Annotated in this window: 17 protein-coding genes; all 17 read left to right on the top strand. The window is 35.6% G+C overall.

The genetic code is table 11. From position 1 onward, the window contains the following. Positions 1–167: 167 nt before the first annotated feature. The 17 genes from FHP05_RS04285 to FHP05_RS04365 all read left to right on the top strand — a co-directional run bounded on the left by FHP05_RS04285 (position 168) and on the right by FHP05_RS04365 (position 16,160). Positions 168–548, top strand: a complete 381-nt coding sequence (locus tag FHP05_RS04285; RefSeq protein WP_147666011.1) for a response regulator — start codon at positions 168–170, stop codon at positions 546–548. 503 nt (positions 549–1,051) lie between these two features. Continuing rightward, positions 1,052–1,702: a fructose-6-phosphate aldolase gene (gene fsa, locus FHP05_RS04290; protein WP_147666012.1), complete on the top strand. Its 651-nt coding sequence runs from the start codon at positions 1,052–1,054 to the stop codon at positions 1,700–1,702. A 141-nt stretch (positions 1,703–1,843) separates the two neighbouring features. Next, the gene (locus FHP05_RS04295) at positions 1,844–3,133 is read left to right on the top strand and encodes a UDP-N-acetylglucosamine 1-carboxyvinyltransferase (RefSeq protein ID WP_147666013.1); all 1,290 of its coding nucleotides are present in this window, start codon (positions 1,844–1,846) and stop codon (positions 3,131–3,133) included. Between the two features lie 42 nt (positions 3,134–3,175). Further along, the gene (glpX, locus tag FHP05_RS04300) at positions 3,176–4,153 is read left to right on the top strand and encodes a class II fructose-bisphosphatase (protein WP_147666014.1); all 978 of its coding nucleotides are present in this window, start codon (positions 3,176–3,178) and stop codon (positions 4,151–4,153) included. Positions 4,154–4,791: 638 nt separating this feature from the next. Further along, on the top strand, positions 4,792–6,069 hold the full coding sequence (gene rho / locus FHP05_RS04305) for a transcription termination factor Rho (protein ID WP_147666015.1): 1,278 nt from the start codon (positions 4,792–4,794) through the stop codon (positions 6,067–6,069). A gap of 221 nt (positions 6,070–6,290) precedes the next feature. Further along, on the top strand, positions 6,291–6,536 hold the full coding sequence (locus tag FHP05_RS04310) for a type B 50S ribosomal protein L31 (RefSeq protein ID WP_147666016.1): 246 nt from the start codon (positions 6,291–6,293) through the stop codon (positions 6,534–6,536). A gap of 176 nt (positions 6,537–6,712) precedes the next feature. Further along, positions 6,713–7,330: a thymidine kinase gene (locus FHP05_RS04315; RefSeq protein ID WP_147666017.1), complete on the top strand. Its 618-nt coding sequence runs from the start codon at positions 6,713–6,715 to the stop codon at positions 7,328–7,330. An 84-nt stretch (positions 7,331–7,414) separates the two neighbouring features. Then, positions 7,415–8,485: a peptide chain release factor 1 gene (prfA, locus tag FHP05_RS04320; protein WP_147666018.1), complete on the top strand. Its 1,071-nt coding sequence runs from the start codon at positions 7,415–7,417 to the stop codon at positions 8,483–8,485. 99 nt (positions 8,486–8,584) lie between these two features. Beyond that, positions 8,585–9,451, top strand: coding sequence for a peptide chain release factor N(5)-glutamine methyltransferase (prmC, locus tag FHP05_RS04325; RefSeq protein ID WP_147666019.1), 867 nt, complete (start codon positions 8,585–8,587; stop codon positions 9,449–9,451). An 88-nt stretch (positions 9,452–9,539) separates the two neighbouring features. Beyond that, on the top strand, positions 9,540–10,133 hold the full coding sequence (spoIIR, locus tag FHP05_RS04330) for a stage II sporulation protein R (RefSeq protein ID WP_147666020.1): 594 nt from the start codon (positions 9,540–9,542) through the stop codon (positions 10,131–10,133). A 101-nt stretch (positions 10,134–10,234) separates the two neighbouring features. Beyond that, complete coding sequence (locus tag FHP05_RS04335; protein ID WP_230973919.1) at positions 10,235–10,639, top strand: hypothetical protein; 405 nt, start codon at positions 10,235–10,237, stop codon at positions 10,637–10,639. Positions 10,640–11,178: 539 nt separating this feature from the next. Then, a complete protein-coding gene (locus FHP05_RS04340; protein ID WP_147666021.1) occupies positions 11,179–12,201 on the top strand; it encodes an L-threonylcarbamoyladenylate synthase in 1,023 nt (340 codons plus the stop codon). A 65-nt stretch (positions 12,202–12,266) separates the two neighbouring features. Continuing rightward, positions 12,267–12,824 (top strand): manganese efflux pump MntP, encoded by a 558-nt coding sequence (locus tag FHP05_RS04345; RefSeq protein WP_147666022.1) that lies wholly within the window; start codon positions 12,267–12,269, stop codon positions 12,822–12,824. 228 nt (positions 12,825–13,052) lie between these two features. Then, entirely contained in the window at positions 13,053–13,676 is a 624-nt protein-coding gene (locus FHP05_RS04350) for a low molecular weight protein arginine phosphatase (protein ID WP_147666023.1), read from the top strand. Further along, positions 13,669–14,970, top strand: coding sequence for a methyl-accepting chemotaxis protein (locus FHP05_RS04355; protein ID WP_147666024.1), 1,302 nt, complete (start codon positions 13,669–13,671; stop codon positions 14,968–14,970). Before FHP05_RS04350 ends, FHP05_RS04355 begins: the two co-directional genes overlap by 8 nt. 134 nt (positions 14,971–15,104) lie before the next feature. After that, positions 15,105–15,545, top strand: a complete 441-nt coding sequence (gene rpiB, locus FHP05_RS04360) for a ribose 5-phosphate isomerase B (RefSeq protein WP_147666025.1) — start codon at positions 15,105–15,107, stop codon at positions 15,543–15,545. Positions 15,546–15,620: 75 nt separating this feature from the next. Continuing rightward, entirely contained in the window at positions 15,621–16,160 is a 540-nt protein-coding gene (locus tag FHP05_RS04365; protein ID WP_147666026.1) for a TIGR01440 family protein, read from the top strand. Positions 16,161–16,220 lie beyond the last annotated feature (60 nt).

Genomic DNA, 16,220 nt, shown 5'->3' on the forward strand with positions numbered 1-16,220 from the left:
CAGTCCATTAGCGATCAATTCACCGAAAGCCCTTTAGATAAGGACCTTGTGATGCCAACAATCAGTGGAAGCCTCCACTAATTGCTGAAATTGCACTTTATAATATTACATCATTTTTAAAAATGGGATGACATATACATAGAATTATAAAAAGAAGGGAGATTTTCATGCAAAAAAGAGTATTAATTGTGGAAGACGAACCTGGTATTCGATTACTTTTAAATGAAATTTTAAAAAAAGAAGGCCATGAAGTAATGCAGGCGACAACGGGAAAAGAAGCATTGGAAAAAATAGCAACATCATCCTTTGATTTATTAATTATTGATTATAAATTACCGGTTTTAGATGGAATTGAAGTGATCAAACAATTACAAACAGATCAACATTTTATTCCCTGTATTATGATGACCGGGTTAATAGAACTGGTGGCAGAACAGTTGGAAAAAATGGATTTTGTGAAAGGTGTTATTGCAAAGCCATTTAATGTGGATGAATTATGTGAAATAGTTCAGAAAATATTTCCAACAGTACAAACAAAACAGATTTAGTATACGGGATGATTGGAAGGGGAAATATGCCTAGATTGTTTTCGGATCTAATAAATAGCTGCTTCATATTTAGTCTTTTTTTGGGATCCAGTGCGCAATTCACCTTCCTTTTTAAAAAGTAATAAGTAGGTCAAAAGTTGTAGCAACAAATTGTTGCTACTTCTTCTTTGAGTTGGTATTCTATAAATAGTGAAATAAAATGGTATACTATTTCTATGGTATATTACATCAGTATCAATGAAAGAAATGCTCGAAAAAGTTGATATATAATAGGACTATTTTATTAAATTTGGTTCAACATGAAAAGCATAATTCATTTTTCGCGTCGCGTATTAACTGGCTATAAGACCCCCACATTAAGAAATTGAAACCCTATGAATTATAAGTGGAAACTCAACAGCCAGTAAAGCCCGATTCGTTCGACTAACAATCAGTGGGTAAGAAGAAAACTCTCACTGATTGAAGTTTCATTTATAAAATCTTCATGAAAGAGGAGAAATAAGATGAAATTTTTTATTGATACGGCAAATTTAGATGAGATTAAAAAGGCAAAAGAACTAGGTATACTAGCTGGTGTGACAACAAACCCAAGTCTAGTAGCAAAAGAAGGGGTTCCTTTTCATAAACGTCTGGAAGAAATTACAGAAATTGTTACAGGCTCTGTTAGTGCCGAGGTTATTCGTGAAGATGCTGAAGGAATGATTGAAGAAGGAAAGAAACTCGCTGCAATAGCCCCGAATATCACAGTGAAAATTCCAATGACATTAGAAGGTCTTAAAGCCGTCAACACACTAACAAGTTTAAATATAAAAACAAATGTAACATTAATTTTTAATGCAAACCAAGCATTGCTTGCCGCCCGTGCAGGAGCTACCTATGTTTCTCCATTTTTAGGACGCTTGGATGATATTGGCCACCTTGGAATGGATGTGGTGGACACGATTAGAACTATATTTGATAAACATCAAGTGCATACAAAAATCATTGCCGCCTCCATTCGACATACAATGCATGTAACAGAAGCAGCACGTCTTGGGGCACATATTGCAACTGTTCCGTATGGCGTATTAGAACAACTTGTGAAACACCCGCTAACAGAACAAGGCATTGAGAAGTTTCTTGCCGATTGGAATCAGGCACAACATAGAGTCTAAATATAACTTATCATTTTGACAAAATTTGCACATACTATAAATAGATTAAATTACCTATGTTTGAGCTCTATAATGGAATGAAAATTTCCTTAGAGCTCTTTCAGGAATCTTGTATGTCATTTTAGAAGTGGGGTTTTATTGATGCAAAAGATGCTAATTGAAGGTGGTCACAAACTAAAAGGTAAAGTGCGGATTAGTGGTGCGAAAAATAGTGCAGTAGCATTACTTCCTGCAGCAATTTTAGCGGACTCAGAAGTTGTTTTAGAAGGATTACCGAATATATCTGATGTAGGTATTTTAGGTGACTTATTAGAGGAAATTGGTGGGAAAGTCACTTGGAATGGTGAACGAACCATACATATTCATCCAGAACGAATGATTTCGATGCCACTGCCAAATGGTAAAGTAAAAAAGCTCCGCGCATCCTATTATTTCATGGGAGCCATGTTAGGTAAATTTAAACAAGCTGTTATTGGACTACCTGGTGGATGTCATTTAGGACCACGGCCGATTGATCAACATATTAAAGGTTTTGAAGCACTTGGTGCCAAGGTTACCAATGAGCAGGGAGCTATTTATCTTCATGCAGAAGAATTAACAGGAGCAAGAATATATTTAGATGTCGTTAGTGTTGGTGCCACCATTAATATTATGCTTGCTGCTGTAAAAGCAAAAGGCACAACAATTATTGAAAATGCTGCAAAAGAACCAGAGATTATTGATGTTGCAACATTACTAACCAATATGGGGGCGAATATTAAAGGAGTAGGAACAGATATTATTCGAATTGAAGGTGTTCCATCCTTACATGGTTGTCGTCATACAATTATTCCAGACCGGATTGAAGCAGGTACATATGCCATTGCAGCAGCTGCTGCAGGGGATGAGGTAATTATTGATAATGTTATTCCGCAGCATCTGGAATCGCTACTTGCGAAATTACGTGAGATGGATATTATCGTTGAAGAAAGTGATGAACAATTATATATTGCCCCACGAAAGATGATTAAAAGTGTCGATATAAAAACATTGGTTTATCCTGGTTTTCCAACAGACTTACAACAACCCTTTACAACATTATTAACAAAAGCTAGCGGTACAGGTGTTGTAACAGATACCATTTACAGTGCACGGATGAAGCATATTGACGAATTAAGACGAATGAATGCCGTAATTAAGTCGGAAGGTGGCTCTGCCATTGTTTCTGGACCTGTCCAGTTGGAAGCGGCACGAGTGAAAGCATCAGACCTTCGTGCGGGTGCTGCTCTAGTTATCGCTGGATTAATGGCAAAAGGAATAACCGAACTAACTGGATTAGAACACATAGACCGTGGTTACGAACAAATGACAGAAAAATTATTACAACTTGGTGCAAACGTTTGGCGTGAGGATTTAACGAATGAAGAAAAGAAACAACTTCAAAATTCATAACATCCGATAACCAAAAGTATTGCTACAGAGGAGAGAGAATATATGGAAAGAAGTTTAACAATGGAATTAGTACGTGTGACAGAAGCTGCAGCATTAGCATCTGCACGTTGGATGGGTAGAGGGAAGAAAAATGAGGCAGATGATGCTGCAACGACTGCAATGCGAACTGTTTTTGATACAATCCCAATGGAAGGAACAGTGGTTATTGGAGAAGGTGAAATGGATGAAGCGCCAATGCTTTATATTGGTGAAGAATTAGGCATGGGTAATGGACCTACTGTTGATGTTGCTGTTGATCCATTAGAAGGGACAAGCATTGTTGCTCAAGGAACATGGAATGCTCTTGCTGTAATCGCAATCGCAGATAAAGGAACATTACTGCATGCACCAGATATGTATATGAAGAAAATTGCTGTTGGCCCAGAAGCAGTTGGTAAAATAGATATTACAGCATCTGTTTCTGATAATTTACATGCTGTAGCAAAAGCAAAAAATAAAGATATTACAGATGTAGTTGCTGTTGTATTAGATCGCCCGCGTCATGAAGAATTAATTAAAGAAATACGTGAGGCTGGAGCAAGGATTAAATTAATTCCAGACGGTGATGTTGCTGGAGCTGTGAATACCGCATTTGATCATACAGGTGTTGATATTTTATTAGGAATTGGTGGCGCACCTGAGGGTGTACTTGCAGCAACAGCTTTAAAATGTTTGGAAGGTGAAATTCAAGGTCAGCTTGTTCCTTCCAATGAAGTGGAACGCGAACGTTGTAAAAAAATGGGAATTGACGATATCAATAAAGTATTTTATATGGATGATTTCTGTAGTGGAGATGACGCAATTTTTGCCGCATCAGGAGTTACGGATGGTGAGTTATTAAAAGGTGTTCAATTTAAAGGACAAGCAGCAACAACACAAACCGTTGTGATGCGTGCAAAGAGTGGAACAGTTCGTTTTATTGATGGTCAACATAGTTTAAAGAAAAAGCCGAACCTTGTTTTAAAACCACAAGAACGCTAGAATCCAATTCATACGCTTTTATTTAGGAAGTATGAATAAATTGTTAAAAAAGCTTAACATAAGAGAAGCGTTGGTCTATAATTGAAATGCCAACGCTTTTCACTCTTTTTTATATAAATTATAAAAGATGGATTTTCATTTCAAAGCAGTGTAATATAAAGAATGTTATAAAAATAGTAAATCCTGTCTATTCTAACATCATATAAGCCCTCTAAGCTCAATAAAAATACAAACATCCAATAAATTTAATTAACGTAAGAAAGATGTGAAAAAAACAACTATTAATTTTTCAGCCAATAGACTTCTATTCTAGTTTCATTATATAAGAACAGAAAAAATTTAATATAAATCCACTTATTCAATGGTTTTCTTTTACTTTCCTTTGATTAGCGGTGGAATGAATGGAGTGTTTTCCATCATGATTCCTCGTGTAAACTGCTAAGAACCCCCCTATGGTTAAAAATAACATCTTTTATTTCCCTATCATGCAGGTTTACATTCGAACGACATATTAAATAGTTTCATAAAGCTTATTTCCTAAAAAAATTATTGGGATTAATTTTTGAAAAACGAAGGGAATTCATTATTTTCAATAATAATAAATACAGAAAAATATTACAATAGGTGTGGTGATTGGATTGTCCTTAACAATTTCAGAATTAGAAGAATTAACATTAAAAGAAATCTATGCATTAGCAAGAGAATATAAAGTATCTTATTATGCAAAATTAACAAAGAAGGAATTAATTTTTGCTATTTTAAAAGCTCAAGCTGAAAAAGATGGCTATTCCTTTATGGATGGAATTTTGGAAATTATTCCTTCAGAAGGATTTGGCTTTCTACGGCCTATCAACTATTCACCAAGTGCTGAGGATATCTATATTTCCGCCTCACAAATACGCCGCTTTGATTTGCGAAACGGTGATAAAGTATCAGGAAAAGTACGTCCTCCAAAAGAAAATGAACGCTATTATGGTTTATTACATGTCGATGCTGTCAATGATGATAACCCAGAATCAGCAAAAGAGCGTGTTCATTTTCCAGCATTAACAGCACTTTATCCAAATCGTCTTATGAAGTTAGAAACAAAACCAAATCAATTGTCAACAAGGATTATGGATTTAATGAACCCTGTTGGATTTGGTCAACGTGGTTTAATTGTTGCTCCTCCAAAAGCTGGTAAAACAATGCTACTGAAACAAATAGCAAATAGTATTTCTATTAATCATCCAGAAGCGAAACTGATCATTCTTCTCGTTGATGAACGTCCAGAAGAAGTAACAGATATTGAGCGTTCGGTCCATCCAAATGTGGATGTTGTTAGTTCTACATTCGATGAATTACCAGAAAATCATATTAAAGTGTCTGAACTTGTTTTAGAACGAGCAATGCGTTTAGTAGAACATAAGCGTGACGTGGTCATATTGATGGATAGTATTACCCGTTTAGCTCGAGCATATAACTTGGTTATTCCTCCGAGTGGCCGAACATTATCAGGTGGGATTGATCCGGCTGCATTCCACAGGCCAAAACGCTTCTTCGGTGCTGCAAGAAATATTGAAGAAGGCGGTAGTTTTACCATCTTGGCAACAGCATTAGTTGATACAGGTTCACGGATGGATGATGTCATTTATGAGGAATTTAAAGGAACAGGAAATATGGAGTTACATTTAGATCGTAATCTTGCTGAAAGACGAATTTTCCCTGCAATCGATATTTTACGATCTGGGACAAGGAAAGAAGAGTTGCTGCTTGATAAAGCACATCTTGATAAAATGTGGGCTATTCGTAAAACAATGCAAGACTCATCAGACTTCTTTGAACGTTTCTTAAAACGATTAAAATCAATGAAATCAAATGAGGAATTTTTGGGGAAAATGGACGAGGAAATGAAACGCCGACGGGTAAAATCCTAATTTAAACTTAAAAGAATAATAATGACTATATATATTGTAATCTAGAAAATATTTCCTATATGAAATATGAAAGATGAAATAATTATCATCTATCTATTGCAATCAATTGTCTACACTGATATAATTTTAACGTGAGTTTAGAAAAGGTATACTAACCTTAAAACGGCTCTTTACAATAACTCTGTTTCCAAAGGATTCAGGGCAAAAAGGAGTGGAAAGACATGAAAAAAGAAATTCATCCGGAATATCGTAAAGTGGTATTTCTTGATACAAGCTCAGATTATAAATTTTTGAGTGGTTCAACTAAAACTTCAGAAGAAACGATTGAATGGGAAGACGGAAACACATACCCATTAATCCGTGTTGAAATCAGTTCTGCATCACACCCATTCTATACAGGTAAGCAGAAAGCTGATAAAGTTGGTGGTCGTATTGACCGTTTCAAGAAAAAATATAATATGAAGTAATTCGATCATTACTTTAGAATTCATATGAAATAAAAACAGGCAAACAGAAGCGCTTGCCTGTTTTTTTACTGTACATTTATGCCAAAATGGGACACAACAAATCAATATTGATGAAATTTACGTTCATATATTATTTTGCATCTAGAAGAAATTCATGATGAAAGGAAAGTGGCCACATGTATGTCATGAAGCATAATGGTTGGGTGGAAGTCATTTGTGGAAGTATGTTCTCGGGAAAATCAGAAGAACTGATTCGCCGGATTCGACGTGCTAACTATGGAAAACTAACTGTGAAAGTATTCAAACCTGCAATAGATGATCGTTATTCACAAGAGAGTATTGTTTCCCATAATGGAGCATCGTTTATTGCATACCCAATCCAGAAATCAGCAGATATTTTTAGCAAATTGAATAAACAAGTAGATGTTGTTGGAATTGATGAGGTTCAATTTTTTGATGAACAAATTGTACAAGTAGTAGATTCCTTAGCAAATCAAGGTATTCGTGTTATTGTTGCGGGATTAGACACTGATTTTCGTGGAGAACCATTTGGACCAATGCCGAAACTTATGTCTTTAGCAGAATCTGTTACGAAATTGAATGCAATCTGTCCAGTATGTGGTTCCCCTGCTAGTCGCACACAACGTTTAATCAATGGAAAACCTGCATCATTCGATGACCCAATCATCTTAGTTGGTGCATCCGAATCTTATGAACCACGTTGCCGTCATCATCATGAAGTGCCGAGGAAACCAAAACATACAACCAATTCAATCATGGGAGAGCATTCTTAAAAAAAGGGAATGCTCTTTTTACTTTTTGACCATGTGTTTAGGTTATACTATAATTAACATGTTAGTCTTAGTGAGGTGAACCGAATGTTAGAACGCGTACAATCTATTGAAGAGCGTTATAATAAGTTGAATGAACTACTTAGTGATCCAGAAGTATTAAATGATCCGAAAAAGCTTCGTGAGTATTCAAAAGAGCAATCAGACCTTGAAGAAGTTGTTCAAGTATATCGTGTATATAAAAATGTTGTGGAAGAATTAAAAGATGCAAAAGCAATGTTTGAAGATGATTTAGACGCGGATATGCAAGAAATGGTCAAGATGGAAGTAGATGAATTAAGCGAAAAAGAAACAGAATTAGAAGAACAATTAAAAGTACTTCTCCTACCGAAAGACCCGAATGATGACAAGAACGTTATCATGGAAATCCGTGGTGCTGCTGGTGGGGATGAAGCTGCGCTATTTGCAGGTGATCTATACCGGATGTATTCGCGGTATGCAGAGAATCAAGGGTGGAAAACCGAAGTGATTGAATCTCATTCCACAGGTGTTGGTGGTTATAAAGAAATCATTTTTATGATCCATGGAAAAGGTGCATTTTCTAAGCTGAAATTTGAAAATGGTGCACACCGCGTTCAACGTGTTCCAGAAACAGAATCTGGAGGAAGAATCCATACATCCACAGCGACAGTTGCCGTTTTACCTGAAGCAGAAGATGTGGAAGTAGATATCCATGAAAAAGATATTCGTGTCGATACGTTTGCCTCTAGTGGTCCCGGTGGACAAAGTGTTAACACAACCATGTCTGCTGTTAGGTTAACCCACGAACCAACAGGAATCGTTGTATCGTGCCAAGATGAGAAATCACAAATTAAAAACAAAGAAAAAGCAATGAAAGTATTACGTGCTAGAGTCTATGATAAATTTCAACAAGAAGCTCAGGCTGAATATGATGAAACACGTAAATCAGCAGTTGGTTCTGGTGACCGCTCTGAGCGAATTCGAACATATAATTTTCCACAAAGTCGGGTAACAGATCATCGAATTGGTTTGACCATTCAAAAACTGGAGCAAATCCTTGAAGGAAAAATGGATGAAGTAATTGATGCTTTACTAGTGGAAGAACAGACAAAACGCCTAGAACAAATAGGTGGATAATCCACTGGCATTTTTTAGATTATCAAACAGTTAAATGTGAGACTTCATGCAATAGAGTTTTACATCTTGTGATAAATTTGAAATAAATAGGTGATACCTATGGAAGATAAATTAAAACAATATGAAGTCCTTGAATGGGCTTCTCTTTTTTTAAAAGAATATAATCGAGAACAAAGAGTTTCAGAACTGTTATTACAACATTACTTACAAGTTTCTCGTGCGTCCTTTTTAGCGAATATGCGTGAGGTAATGGAACCGCATATTGTAAAGATTTACAAGGAAGCTATTCGAGAACATGCATTAACAGGTATTCCTATTCAGCATTTAATCGGTTCCGAAGAGTTTTATGGGCGGCTCTTTCACGTATCAAAAGATGTCCTTATTCCGCGGATGGAAACAGAAGAATTAGTTGAAAAGGTTATTCATGAAGCAGAAAAAATAACAGATTCTTCTTATACGATTGTTGATTTAGGAACAGGTAGTGGAATCATTGCAATCACATTAGCATTGGAATTACCTGAAGCTAAAGTTTATGCAACAGACATATCAAAAAAGGCCTTACAAATTGCAAAGAAAAACGCATCTGAATTACATGCTCCTGTCACTTTTTTGGAAGGGGATTTTTTACAACCTTGTATTGATAATAAAATATTACCACAGATTATTGTGTCAAATCCTCCGTATATTTCAAGAGATGAAGAGGAAACATTATCAGATACGGTTAAAAATTTTGATCCATCTCTCGCTTTATTCGCAGACGATGAAGGTCTCGCAGCATATGAAACAATTGTAAAGCAAATAGAAATGTTAGACAAAGGACCTGAGAAACTCTTTTTTGAAATTGGCCATACACAAGGAGAACAAATAACAGACCTTATCCAAAAGTATTTCCTAGATGCGAAAGTCTCCCTATTTCAAGATATAAATAAAAATGACCGAATCATTTGTGCCCAACTGAAAGAATAATATTATCGAAAAAATACTAGAATACTAGTTTAAATAATTTATCTCTTGCCCATACTGTGAACAAATCAATAAAAAAGGGGCATGCGAGATGAAGAAACTAGTATTTTTTGCTTTTATATTTATTATTTTACTCTTTACTTTTCCAATCAACGGAAAAGGTAATCATATAGAAGAATCAGAATTACAGGTGATTCCAGATGAGGCTATCCGCTTACGAATTTTAGCAAATAGTGATAATAAGCTAGATCAACACGTGAAATTAGAAGTTCGCGATGCGGTGAATGAACAAATAACAGGCTGGGTGAAGCATCTTACAGATATTGATGCAGCAAGACGGCTAATTAGGGAAAATATAGATGAGATTGAACAAACCGTAGAAAATACAATTAAAGAATACGATGTCAATCATGAGTATCATGTGGAATATAATAAAAAGGTGGCATTTCCGGAGAAGACTTATGGAACAACTGTTTATCCAGAGGGAGACTATGAAGCTGTTCTGATTACACTTGGTAAAGGAGTAGGTGAAAATTGGTGGTGTGTTTTATTTCCCCCGTTATGCTTCTTAGACTTTTCTCAAGAAGTAAGTGCAGCATCACCAGAAGAATTAGCTGAAGAGGAAGAAGAGGAAGAAGTAGAAGTGAAATTTTTCCTTTTTGAATGGTTAAAAGATATTTTTTAAGTCGGACACTTTATGATTTCCTATTTTTCACACTGAAACAATCATAATAGAGAGAATGCGTGCATAGATTTGTAGTATATTTCTATAAGATGAGGGTGATTATGTTGAAATTAATAGGAGCGAACCATGTGTCAGAACAACAATTAGATCAATTTTTGGAATCGGTCACATCTATTTCAAAAGAAGCTCTACTAAAAGAGGGATATGTTATTATAGTAGATGAAGAGATTAAAGGATGTTTTACTTTATTATCTTTAACAGAAGAAGTATTTTGGCTAAAGCAGCTTTATATTCAACCTGAAATCGCGAATAATTTATTAGCGCTAATAGAAACTATTTTATTAATGATTAAAAACATGAAAGCAAAAAAACTATATGTTCATAGTCATCAACCCGTATTGGATATCATTTTAGATGCTTTACAATTTGAAAAGGCAAAAGAAGAAGTACAGGTAGAACAAAAGCCAAACCTTGTAGGAAAATGGTGGGAATATGATGTTTCTTAATAAAATGAAACCTCAATCAGTGGGTGTTTTCTAAAAGTAGAGCCTTACAGCCAGTTAATCTACGATAGGGATTTTTTAAAAAGTAAATCTATTCACACTATCCACAGCATAATGGGGATAACTTGTTAAAGGCAAGTGAATAATATGTGAATAAATAGGAATTTTATTAAAATCAGGTCAATTAATCGAGGAAATGGAGCTGAAACTGTGGAAAACCATTCACTAATTAGGTAGAACTTGTGGATAACTATATTAAAATAAATGTATAGTAAAGAAAACTTCAAAATCTGTTCCCATCAGCAACAGATTTTCTTTTTTTATCGCAGATTAACTGGCTGTAAGACCTCCACATCAAGAATTCGAGATACTGAAGAATTATAAGTGGAGGATCAACAGCCAGTAAAAGCCCGATTCGTTCAACTAATAATCAGTGGAAGATAAAGAAAACTCCCACTGATTGAAGTTTCACTTTATAGATAAAAAATGGCGAAATGCGTGACTTTCCTCTAAAATAGAAATAAGAAAAGAGGTATTTATAATTGAAACAGACGAAATACTGGAAAGTAAATATAAATGAACAACGAATCAACAAGCAATTAACCGAAGCAGCAACGCTCCTATTACGAGGAGAAACCGTAGCATTTCCAACTGAAACGGTATATGGACTTGGTGCTGATGCAACAAATGAAAAAGCCGTGAAAAAGATATTTCAAGCAAAAGGTCGCCCACAAGATAATCCATTAATTGCTCATGTAGCTACAAAACAACAACTTGTGGATATTGTGGATAAATATAATGAATATGTGGATAAGTTAATAGAGGCTTTTTCACCAGGACCGATTACATATATTTTACCAAGTAATGGGACATGTGCTGCGAATGTAACAGCAGGTTTATCATCAATTGGTGTTCGCATTCCAGATCATCCAATTGCATTAAAAATTTTACAAATCGCAAATATTCCAGTGGCAGCTCCTAGTGCTAATCTATCAGGCAAGCCAAGCCCATCAAAGGCTAATCATGTTTGGGAAGATTTACAAGGGAAAATTGCGGGATTAGTGGATGCGGGACCAACTGGAGTTGGTGTAGAATCAACAGTAATTGATTGTACCGGGCCAATCCCTGTCATTTTAAGACCTGGGGGAATTTCTAAATCAGAAATTGAAGCAGTGATTGGACCTGTTCAAATGGATCCATCCCTTCATAATGATTCAGAAAAACCAAAAGCACCTGGAATGAAATACACGCATTATTCACCAGAGGTTCCTTTATGGCTTGTGGATGGTCCTGTGGATAAGTTGCAACAAATTGTCTGTGAAGTTCGTGAACAAGGAAAACGTGTCGGAGTATTACTGCAAAATAAATATCTAGAACAGATAGAAGCAGATGCGTACTTTTCACTTGGAGAAAATATGTCAGAAGTAGCAATGAATTTGTACGAAGGTTTACGCCATTTCAAAAAGGAAAACATCGATCTGATTGTTTGTGAGACTTTTCCGGAAATAGGAATTGGACAGGCAGTTATGAATCGGCTTAGAAAAGCGGCAAGTAAAATCATTTAGTCTAAAAACATAATCCCCTTTGGATATGCATATAGTTTATAAGCATGTCCAAAGGGGGCTTTTTTATGTCTCAACATATATTTGGAGAAGTTGGAACACTTATTTTTCTAGCATTTGCAGTCGGTCTTGATGCCTTTTCTGTTAGTCTTGTGATTGGTTTACAAAAAATTCGGCTAAAAAGAATTGCTATTATATCTGGAATGATTGGATTTCAACATATGGTCTTGCCTGCTATTGGTATGATTCTTGGTCAGTTTATATCTTCACAGGTAGGTGCATTTACGACGTTATTGAGTGGATTATTATTATTTTTTATTGGTGCCCATATATTTTTTGGTGCATTTGCAACAGAACAAAAGCATTCACCCCATCCATACGGGTTTGGATTATGGATATTAGGTTTTTCTGTTAGTGTGGATAGTTTTCCGATTGGTTTAAGTTTTGGAATGTCTAATATTCAATCATTCTTAGTTACTATTACTTTCTTTATCGTTAGCTCCTCTTTAACATTAATTGGTCTTTTAATTGGTAGAAGAATCCAAGGAATGTTAGGTACATATAGTGAAATATTGAGTGGTAGCATTCTCTGTGCATTCGGACTAGCTGTTATATTTTCTAGTTAAATATAAATCGAACAGGCATAAAGTAAGACTTCAATAAGTGTGGATTTTCCAGCCAGTTAACCTGCTCCTGCGATAAATTCGTATTCATGAAATAGCCAACTAATTATGATATATTTAAGATGAGCATTTTGTACCATTTTACAAAGAAATAATTACACATAAAATAATAAATCATTTGAAAACAGTACCAATTGAAAGAACGATTATTTTTCCTTTAGGAGTGTCGGAATGAATATTTTATTTGTTTGTACTGGAAATACATGTCGAAGCCCAATGGCCGAAGCATTATTAAAACATAAATTCCCAGAAGTAAATGTAAAGTCTGCAGGTGTATTCGCCCATAATGGGGAAAGAATTAGCCAACATGCTGTCGATGTGTTAAAAGAAAGAGGCGTAGATGCAAATCATGTATCACAGCGGGTAACCCCTAGATTATTACAATGGGCAGATGTAGTACTTATGATGACAACCGGTCATAAGCAAGCATTAATGATGGAATATCCAAACCATCAAGAAAAATATTTTACACTTAAAGAATATGTATCAGAAGCCGATAAAGAGGTATGGGGTCAATTAAAAAAGATTTATGCGGACTTTGAAATAAAACGTTCCAAGTATATTAAAGAAAATGGGCGTAAATTAGACCACAAGATTCTTGAAGAAAATCTTTCCTCTTTACTTGAAAAAGAATTAAATGAAATTAGAATCCTTGAACGGAGTTTGATTAATTATGATATTTCCGATCCATTTGGTGGGAGTCTATCTGTTTATAAGAAAACACTGATGGAATTGGAGGAGAATATCGATTTACTAATAGAAAAATTAGAAAAATCAGGAGATGCATATGAGTAAAAAATCATATCGATTTAGTTTACGTATCAAATTAATGTTGTTTACAACAATTTTAGCTATTATTACGTATACGACAAGTGCCTTATTTCTTTATTATGTGTATGATCTCATTGTTTTAAATTGGCAGTGGTTCCATATGTCACTCGAACTGTTTACCGTCATTACTTTACTTTTTGGTATTATCTGGTCAGGAATACTTGCCTATGTTGCTGCGCGATTTATTACAAAGCCATTAGAGGACTTGGAGGAAATAGCAACAGAGGCAGCGAATGGTAACTTAAACCAAACGATACATATCCCTAAATCAGATGATGAAATTCGTGCGCTTCATCTGGCTTTTTCAGCTATGCTAACAAACTTACAAAACATGGTCCACAATATTGATAAACATTTTAATACAACAAATGAAACGGTTATCCAAATGAAAGAAGCATCTGATCAAGTTAGCATGAATTCGAACATGATTCGCGAATCTACAGATGATATCTCAAAAGGTGCTATCACATCCTCAGAGGCAATTCAACAAACAGTAGAAGCTATTGAATGTGTTACAGATATTGCCGAACAAGTGCAGACACAAGCAAATCATTCCCGCGATAAATCGGAAGCGATGCTACAAACTTTACACAATAGTATTGTAGCTGTGAAAGAACTTGTAGAAGGTACACAGCAATTAGCAACAGATCAGGAATTATCTTTAAAAGATGTAGAACATTTAAAAGATCACGCACACAAAATTGAGTCTATCATTACAATGGTTGGTGAAATTGCTGAACAGACAAACCTTTTGGCCTTAAACGCGTCCATAGAAGCGGCGCGCGCTGGAGAGCATGGAAAAGGATTTGCTGTCGTTGCTGAAGAAATTCGAAAATTAGCCGATCAAAGCGCCCAAGCTGTACAACAAATTTCTAGTCTTATTCAAGCAATACAACAAGACATTAGTCATGTTGTTCAGCAAATAAATGAAAATGTAGTTATAACAAAGGAAGAAGCAGAAAAAGGATTATCTACGAATCACACCATTGCAGAAATGTCAGGTTCTGTTGAAGAAGTTGCCAGTGAGATTGAACAAATATCCAATTTAGTAAATGAGCAGCTACAGTCAATTCAATCAACAGCAGCACAGTCAGAAGAAGTGGCTGCCATTGCAGAACAGACAACAGCTGGAACAGAAGAAGTCAATGCAGCCATACATGACCAAGCAGCAACAATTGATAAAGTAGAAGAACTTGCCCAACACTTAGAAAAACAAGCACAGAGCTTAAAAAAACAAATCCAGCAATTTACGGTGTAAAGCTAAGCTTAGGATGTCGTTCCTAAGCTTTTTAACTGATACCCTATCTTTAATTGGAAATCATAGGAGATAATAGCATATAATAAAAGAGAGAAATTACGTGATAATATTGAAAATAAAAGGAGTGATACATGATGAAAGTAATTCTATCAGCAGACCATGCTGGGACAACCATTCGGAATGAGGTAAAAAAAGTACTGGAAGAAATGAATATCGAATATGAAGATACAGGCTGTAGTTGTGAAGCATCGGTTGATTACCCAGATTATGCACTTCCTGCTGCTGAAAGAGTAGCAAGTGGAGAGTTTGATAGAGGTATTTTGATTTGTGGGACTGGAATTGGGATGTCTATTTCAGCAAACAAAGTGAAAGGAATTCGCTGTGCATTAGTTCATGATGTGTTTTCTGCTAAAGCAACTCGCGAGCATAATGATGCGAATATACTAGCAATGGGTGAACGTGTTATTGGTGCAGGATTGGCACGTGAAATTACAAAGGCATTCTTAGAAACGGAATTTGAAGGTGGACGCCATGAACGCCGTGTCGGAAAAATTACCACATATGAAGAGAAATAATTATTTTATATAAATGGTTCATCCAAACACCAAGTGGGAATACCTCTTTTCAAAATAAAAAGGTAGGTGATAAAATTGGATCAACTACAAGAAGAATTACAATCTATTATTCAAGAATGGGAAGAAACGGAAACTTTAGAACAAGGTGATTTATTTGTAATTGGCTGTTCTACAAGTGAAGTGGCCGGCCAGGAGATTGGTACATCTGGTAGTGAAGAAATTGCTGCTGAGATTTTTGCTGCTATGGAAAAACTCCAACAAAGAACGAAAGTCCATCTTGCTTTTCAATGCTGTGAACATTTAAATAGGGCACTTGTTGTCGAAAAATCTACTATGGAAAAATTTAGCCTAGAAGCGGTTACCGTTATTCCAATACGAAATGCTGGAGGTTCTATGGCGGCCCATGCCTATCAACATATGGAAGAGCCTGTCGTAGTTGAAAAGATTCAAGCAGATGCTGGAATGGATATTGGTGAAACATTAATCGGTATGCATTTAAAGCCAGTTGCTGTTCCTTTACGGTTTAAACAGCGTTATCTAGGGGATGCGCGGATTAATTATGCTAAAACAAGACCAAAACTAATTGGTGGAGAACGAGCAGTATACAGACATTAAAAGGTATTGAATGGAAAAATTTTAATGATATAATTAAAAGCTTATAGGGTATAAGCAAAT

It is taken from the genome of Cerasibacillus terrae (assembly GCF_008039555.1).
In the GTDB taxonomy this organism is placed as follows: domain Bacteria; phylum Bacillota; class Bacilli; order Bacillales; family Amphibacillaceae; genus Cerasibacillus; species Cerasibacillus terrae.

Bases quoted from the DNA above. Each gene is read 5' to 3' on its own strand.
- FHP05_RS04285 (WP_147666011.1), top strand. From the start codon at position 168: ATGCAAAAAAGAGTATTAATTGTGGAAGACGAACCTGGTATTCGATTA.
- fsa (WP_147666012.1), top strand. From the start codon at position 1,052: ATGAAATTTTTTATTGATACGGCAAATTTAGATGAGATTAAAAAGGCA.
- FHP05_RS04295 (WP_147666013.1), top strand. From the start codon at position 1,844: ATGCAAAAGATGCTAATTGAAGGTGGTCACAAACTAAAAGGTAAAGTG.
- glpX (WP_147666014.1), top strand. From the start codon at position 3,176: ATGGAAAGAAGTTTAACAATGGAATTAGTACGTGTGACAGAAGCTGCA.
- FHP05_RS04310 (WP_147666016.1), top strand. From the start codon at position 6,291: ATGAAAAAAGAAATTCATCCGGAATATCGTAAAGTGGTATTTCTTGAT.
- FHP05_RS04315 (WP_147666017.1), top strand. From the start codon at position 6,713: ATGTATGTCATGAAGCATAATGGTTGGGTGGAAGTCATTTGTGGAAGT.
- prfA (WP_147666018.1), top strand. From the start codon at position 7,415: ATGTTAGAACGCGTACAATCTATTGAAGAGCGTTATAATAAGTTGAAT.
- prmC (WP_147666019.1), top strand. From the start codon at position 8,585: ATGGAAGATAAATTAAAACAATATGAAGTCCTTGAATGGGCTTCTCTT.
- spoIIR (WP_147666020.1), top strand. From the start codon at position 9,540: ATGAAGAAACTAGTATTTTTTGCTTTTATATTTATTATTTTACTCTTT.
- FHP05_RS04335 (WP_230973919.1), top strand. From the start codon at position 10,235: ATGTTGAAATTAATAGGAGCGAACCATGTGTCAGAACAACAATTAGAT.
- FHP05_RS04345 (WP_147666022.1), top strand. From the start codon at position 12,267: ATGTCTCAACATATATTTGGAGAAGTTGGAACACTTATTTTTCTAGCA.
- FHP05_RS04350 (WP_147666023.1), top strand. From the start codon at position 13,053: ATGAATATTTTATTTGTTTGTACTGGAAATACATGTCGAAGCCCAATG.
- FHP05_RS04355 (WP_147666024.1), top strand. From the start codon at position 13,669: ATGAGTAAAAAATCATATCGATTTAGTTTACGTATCAAATTAATGTTG.
- rpiB (WP_147666025.1), top strand. From the start codon at position 15,105: ATGAAAGTAATTCTATCAGCAGACCATGCTGGGACAACCATTCGGAAT.